Source organism: Actinomadura fibrosa (genome assembly GCF_900659615.1).
GTDB lineage: Bacteria > Actinomycetota > Actinomycetes > Streptosporangiales > Streptosporangiaceae > Spirillospora > Spirillospora fibrosa.
In genome coordinates this window covers 1-5,780 of the sequence record NZ_CAACUY010000392.1, presented here as the reverse complement: position 1 = coordinate 5,780, position 5,780 = coordinate 1, and the positions used below count along the sequence as shown (strand labels likewise).

General features: G+C 73.1%; 3 protein-coding genes. All 3 read right to left on the bottom strand.

Annotated elements, in window-relative coordinates; translation table 11 throughout:
* The coding region (locus tag E1300_RS46940; RefSeq protein WP_131763741.1) for a hypothetical protein at nucleotides 1-2,904 on the bottom strand (2,904 nt) is incomplete at its 3' end.
* Between the two features lie 212 nt (nucleotides 2,905-3,116).
* Entirely contained in the window at nucleotides 3,117-5,108 is a 1,992-nt protein-coding gene (ligA, locus tag E1300_RS46935) for an NAD-dependent DNA ligase LigA (RefSeq protein ID WP_131763740.1), read from the bottom strand.
* A gap of 138 nt (nucleotides 5,109-5,246) precedes the next feature.
* The coding region (locus E1300_RS46930) for an RICIN domain-containing protein (RefSeq protein ID WP_165503315.1) at nucleotides 5,247-5,780 on the bottom strand (534 nt) is incomplete at its 5' end.

Here is a 5,780-nt window from a genome sequence, read left to right as displayed (position 1 = left end):
CTCGGGCTCGGGCGCGGCGGGGGCGTCGCCGTCGGGGGCGTCGCCGTCCGGCGCGTCCAGGGCGGGCGCGTCCGCCGCGGGCGCGTGCCCGTTCCCGGCGAACGCCACCGTGGCGCCGGGCTTCAGCGCGTCCCGCAGCGGCGGCACGTCGGAGACGTCCTGAACCAGCACCAGGTCGGTGGGGATGATCACCTCCCAGGGCTTGGAGTTCGCCGGATACGGAACGCCGTTGTCGAGCTTGCCCAGGTTGGTGGTGATCTCGTCGATGATCGGCACGTACAGGTCGTCGTTGATGCGCGGCACGTCGTTGCCGTCCCAGATGTTGCCCGTGTAGACGAAGTAGGCGACCGCGCTCTCGAACCCGGGCCGGACCGGGACCTGCACCCGCGCGGCGCCGGCGCGCAGGAACGCGGCGAAGTCGGCGTCCGGGTCGGTGATGTTCAGCGCGGAGATCCACCGCGCCCGCCGGCCCCACAGGTGCGGGTAGCAGACGTAGAGCATGTTCTGCCACTCGAACGCGTTCTCCAGGAACCGGATGAAGGCGCCGTTGGCGTTGGCCTTGTCGAGGTCCAGGACGGGCTCGGGCGGGCTGCCGGGCACCGGCGCCTTGAACGAGTCGAGGTTGAGGTCGGCCTTCTTGGTCAGCATCATGACGACCCACTTCTTCAGCTCGTCGCGCTCCACCCGCCGGTTGACGAGCGGGTTGCGCCCGAACTGCTGGTTCGTGCTGCGCTGGAGCTCGCGCTGCGCGGCCCGCTCGTTGTACTCCGCGAGCTGCTGCTGGTAGGCGGCGATGACGGCGTCGTACACCGACTGCTGCCACCGGGCCTCCGCCTCCGGGGTGAGCACGCACTCCACGTCCACGCCGACCGACCAGCACAGCGCCGTCACGGCGATCGAGATGGAGATCTCCTTCTCGCCGCTCGCCGTGCCGCTCTTCGCGCCGAAGATGTCGGTGTAGACGTACAGCTGGCCGCCGACGACGATGTGGAAGTTGTGGAGCCCGCCCTCGAACAGGTGGGTGGCCTGCACGGTCACGGTCTTGGCCGCGTACCCCTCCGGGATGTCGATCTTGCCGGCGCGGCCGAAGTTCGTCGTGGTGGTGCCGTCCTGCTTGTCGGAGAAGGTCGCCGTGCGGATCGACGGCGGCGGGGCGGGCGCGTTGGCGACGCGGTACCGGGCGACGTATTCAGTGTAGTTGCCGCGGGTCAGCTGGGACGGCCGCAGCGGCTGCCCGTCCGGGCCCGTCGGCGCCTGCGGCTTCACCAGCTCGCTGTCGCGCGGCGGGTTCTCCACCAGCCCGTACAGGAAGTACGCCGCGGGCTCCGGCACCACGAAGTCGAACATGAACCGTTGGCCGTAGTTGAAGACCTGCGCGTCGTAGACCTTGTTCAGCCAGCGGTAGACGCCGCGGACGTGCTTCGCGAGCCCGTTGGTGAACGCGTGCCGGTTGGTCTCCTCGAACTCCTCCAGCGTCCGCCGCCGGACGAGGCTGCGGACGCGCTCGCGCACCTTCTCCGCCGTCCGCTGCGTCACCTCCTGCGAGAACGACGAGGCCTTGCGCTGCGACTCCTCGGTGGACGACGAGCTCCCGGCCTTGACGCTGGAGGAGAACGACGCCGCCGGGCCGTAGCTGCCGCTGACCTGCAACCCGGCCTCGATGTCGAGCTGGCTCTTGACGTGCTTCTCCGCCTCGTTCTGCAGCTCGCTGCGCTCGGTCGACTGGAGGTCCCGCTCCTTCTCGGTCTCGGTCTCCGTCTCGTCCTCGGTGGTCACCTCCACCTGGGTGAGCCGGCGGGTCGAGCGGTCCCGGGTCTCGCCCGTCATCACGTTCTCGACGTGGGCGAACTCGCCCAGCTCGTACGCCTTGATCTTCTGCCGCACGACCAGCAGGTCGGCCAGGCCGGCGGCGGAGTGCTGCGGCGCGGGCGGCGGCGGCTCGGCGGCGAGCCCCCGCTCCCCGGCGCCGACGGCCCGGTGGAACCGGTGCAGGTCGATCTCGCCGCCGTCGAAGGCCAGGGTCCCGGCCGGGTGGTCGCCGACCGCGACCCGGCCCGCCGCGTGGTGCAGCTCGGCCTCGATCGCGGGGATCGCCCGGAACGGCCGCAGGTCGTCGGCGAGCAGCCCGAGCCGGTCGAGGACGGCGCGCGTCCGCTCGCTCAGCCCCGCCACGGCGGCGGCGGACAGCCTCGGCTCGGCGCCGTCCGTCTCCGGCGGGTCCGCCGCGGCGCCCGGCTCCGCCGCCGCGGTCACCGACGAGAACACCAACTGCCCGCCGTCGGTGACCAGCCTGAGCAACTCCCGGTGCGCCCGGCTCAGGTCGTCCGACCAGGCCGCCGCCTCGTCGTCGGGCTCCGCCGGGACGGGCGGCGCCGGCACCGGATCCGGGGCCGGCGGGAGCTGCGCGAAGAAGTCCGGCAGCGACGCCGGGACGTTCACGACGTCCCCGAGCGACCCGTCGCGTCCGTGCGCGTCCGCCGTGGCGGCCAGCCCGAGGAGCTTGGCGTCGAGGAGGTCCTGCTCGGCGGTGCCCGCGGGGTCGCCCAGGAGCGCGGCCGTCAGCAGCCGGTCGCTCAGCTCGGCCCGGGCCTCGGCGAAGTCCGCGCCTTCGACCAGTTCGGCGAGGGACCGCCCGTACGCACGCGCGACGCAGCCGTCGAGGTCGGCCTCGTGCAGCGGACCGTCCTGGTTCGCGTAGAACCAGGCGCGCAGCGGAGCGGCGTCCAGGCCGGCGGCGCGCCGGGCCGCGCGCTCTCGCCTCAGCTCGCCGGCGACCTCCCGGAGCCGCGCCCGGCCGGCGCCGTCCGCCGCGGCGGCGGCGAGCCGCCGGTGCAGCTCGGACGTGTCGACCATGATCGGCAGCCCCGCCGGGACCGGCTGCTTGCGCGCCGGGCGCACGGTCATGAACCGGAATATGCCTTCGCTCGCCATCGAGCTCCTCCAGGTTCTCTCTCCCCTGCCGCTCCTTGTCGGCCGCGGGACTGAGCCCCAAGAGTGCGCGGAGTAGTCACGGCGTCACATCGTGGAAACCACTGACATGCGTGGCCGGGCCCGGCCGCCGGTCAGCGCGACGCCCGCACCGCCCGCGTGGTCGCGGCGGCGCCGCCTTCCCCCCGTCAGATGACGCCCGCCTCGGCGAGCCAGCGCCACAGCTGGTCCTGGTCGACGACGGTGACGCCGAGCTTTTCGGCCTTGGTGGTCTTGGCGGCGCCGACGTTGTCGCCCGCGAGCAGGTAGTCGGTGCTGGCCGAGACCGAGGACGCCGTCGTCGCGGCCGCCTGCTCGACCAGGCGCGTGACGTCCGGGCGGCTGATCTTGGCGCCCGAGCGCGGGTCGGTGAACGCGCCGGTGATCACGACCGCCTTGCCCTTGAGCGGCGAGTCGCCCGCGGCGGCCGCGTCGACCGGCCGGTCCTCGTCCAGCACGTCGAGGTTCACGCCCCGCTCGCGCAGCGCCGCGATCTCCTCCCGCACCTCCGGGCGGGCGAAGAAGGCCACGATGCTCTCGGCGGCCTTCGGCCCGATGTCGCGGATGGCGACCAGGTCGTCGGCGGTGGCCGCCGCGACGTCCTCGATGCGCTCGTAGCCGGCCAGGCACAGCCGCTTGGCGGTGCCCTCCGACGCCATCGGGATCGCCAGCCCGATCAGCGCGCGCCGCAGCCCCATCCCCTTGGACGCGGCGATCGAGTCGACCATGTTCCGGGCGCTGACCTCGCCCATCCGCTCGTAGCCGAGGAGCCGCTCGGCCGTCAGGTCGTAGAAGTCGCTGCGGCGCCTGAGCACGCCGTCCTCGGCGAGCTTCTCGATCCAGGTGTCGCCGACGCCCTCCATGTCGGCCGCCTGCCGCGACGCCCAGTGCATCAGCCGCCGCGTCGCCTGCGCCGGGCACTGGAGGTTCACGCACCAGCGCTCCTCGCCCGTGCCGCGGACCTCCAGCTCACCGCCGCACGACGGGCAGTGCGCCGGCGGGACGATCTCCAGCTCGCTCCCGTCGCGCTCCTCCGGCAGCGACCGGCCCGCGAACGGGATCACGTCCCCGCGCCGCACGACCGCGACCGTGTCGCCGATCCGCAGGTCGCGCTCGCGGATCAGCCGCGGGTTGTGCAGGGTGATGTTCTCCACCGTCACCCCGCCGACGAACACCGGCGCGACCTTGGCCCGCGGCGGGACGCGGCCGATCTTGCCGACCGGCCACTCGACCGACAGGAGCTTCGTCAGCTTCTCCTCGGGCGGGTACTTGAACGCGATCGCCCCGCGCGGCTCGGCGCTGTTGAAGCCCGCCGCGTCGAACGCCGCGGGCTCGTGCAGCCGCACGACCGCGCCGTCGATGTCGTAGTCCAGCCCGTCGCGGCGGTCGCCGATCTCGCGGATCGCGTCGAGGACCTCGTCGGTGCTCGCGCACACGTACTGGGCGACCGGCTCGAAACCCTCCGGGATGTCCAGCGCGGCGCCGTTCCGGTCGGCGCCGAACGCGAAGAACCGCAGCAGCCGCTTGGCCTCGGCGGCGGCCTCGGGGTCCTTGAGCACCAGCGTCCCGGCGGCGCCCGACCGCGGGTTGGTCAGCGTCTTGTCCGGATGCGCCTCGTTGTAGGCGGCCCACACCGACCGGAGCATCACCGCCTCGCCGCGGACCTCGACCCGTCCCGGCTCCGCGATCCCGGCCGGCAGGCCCGGGATCACGTGCTTCACCTTCTCGGTCACCAGCTCGCCGACCGCGCCGGTGCCGCGCGTGGCGACGTAGTCGAGCCTGCCGTCGACGTAGACGATGCTGAGCGAGAGGCCGTCCAGCTTCTCCGACACCCGGAAGACCTGGCCGCCGAACCGCGCGCAGAACGCGGCGATCTGCTCCTCCCCCGTCGCCTTCGCCAGCGACAGCATCGGGCGCGCGTGCCGCACGGTCGGCCCGGTCAGCTCCGCGGGCGCGTTGACCCGGCCGAGCGGGCTGTCGGCCGGCTCCAGCTCGGGATGCTCGGCCACGAGCGCCGCGAGCTCGTCCTTGAGGGCGTCGTAGTCGGCGTCCGGCAGCGGGCTGTCGCCCTTGCCGTAGTACAGGTCGTTCAGCCGCTTGACCTCGGCACTCAGCTCGCCAATGCGCTTCGCAACATCCACCCCTCGATTAAACGCGACCCCACCGACAAACCCCACCGCCCGGCGGTGGGGAGCACGCCGGGCGGAGGCGCGCCGGCCGGAGGCGCGCCGGGCGGGGCGGGATTCCGGGCCCCGGCCGGCGCTCGCCTCGGAGGGCGGTCAGGTCCCCGGGACGTACGAGAGGCGGAACTGCTGGGCGGTGGTGCCGTTGCAGTCGGCCGTCCGGAACGTGGAGCCGTAGGCCTCCAGGCACTGGCCGACGAAGTAGCTGCTCCAGGTGATCGGGTTCCCGGCCCACATGTCGTCGTAGTTCGAGGCGTGCCAGGTGATGGAGCCGTCCAGCGTACCGCAGCTGTACTGCCGCACCAGGCCGTTGTAGCCGGTGGCGGCGAGGCACAGGTGCGAGTTCCGGTTCTCCAGCTGGCGGGCCGTCCCGGACCCGTTCACCTTCCAGTGCTGGGCCCCCAGGTTGCCCTGGACGGCCTGCACCATCGCGGCGCCGACGTCCTTGGTCTCGTTGTAGCTCATGACGACCTTGCCCGTCTTGACGCTGACGATCCAGTAGAACGGGCCGGGCCCCTTCGCCGCCTGCGGCGCCGCCGCCGGGATGCGCGGCGTCCGCGCCGCCGACGTGGTGGAGCATCGGGTCCGTCGCGCCCGCGAACAGCGCGTGGAGCGCGAACTGCCCGCCGA